Here is a 467-nt window from a genome sequence, read left to right as displayed (position 1 = left end):
CGAAGTGGTCGTCGCCGCCGAGCAGTTCGCGGACCGCGCCGCCGCACACGCCCAGCTTGTCGGCGACCTCGAGGTCCGCGATGGGGGCGAGGGCGACGACCCCGCGCAAGGGCGCCGGGGCGTCGGTGCGCCAGGGCGAGCCGGCGGGCAGCAGGTGCCGCGCGGCGGCCCACAGGGCCAGGTGTCCGCCCGCGGAGTGGCCGGTGAGGACGATGCGGCGCGGATCGCCCGCCGGGAGCAGCTCACGTATCAGCCCCGACAGGGCGTCCAGCGCGGCGGCGACGTCGTCGAAGGTGTCGGGCCACCGCCCGGCCACCGCGTCGCCGCCGTCCGCCCGCGTCGCGCCGCGCCGGTACTCGACACTGGCCACGGCGAAGCCGCGGTGCGCCAGGAACGCGGCGAACGGGCTGACATGACGCCGGTCGTAGGGGGTGCGCCAGGCGCCGCCGTGCAGCACGACGACCACC

The 467-nt window shown here is 77.9% G+C and carries 1 protein-coding gene; it reads right to left on the bottom strand.

Features of this window, described 5'->3' with window-relative positions:
- A partial coding sequence (locus LPA54_RS37820; protein WP_228984945.1) for an alpha/beta hydrolase occupies positions 1-467 on the bottom strand: 467 nt, incomplete at both ends.

This window comes from Streptomyces sp. DH12 (genome assembly GCF_020873895.1).
Lineage (GTDB): Bacteria > Actinomycetota > Actinomycetes > Streptomycetales > Streptomycetaceae > Streptomyces.
The sequence above is the reverse complement of the archived record's forward strand: the minus strand, read 5'-3'. Positions and strand labels throughout refer to the sequence as shown.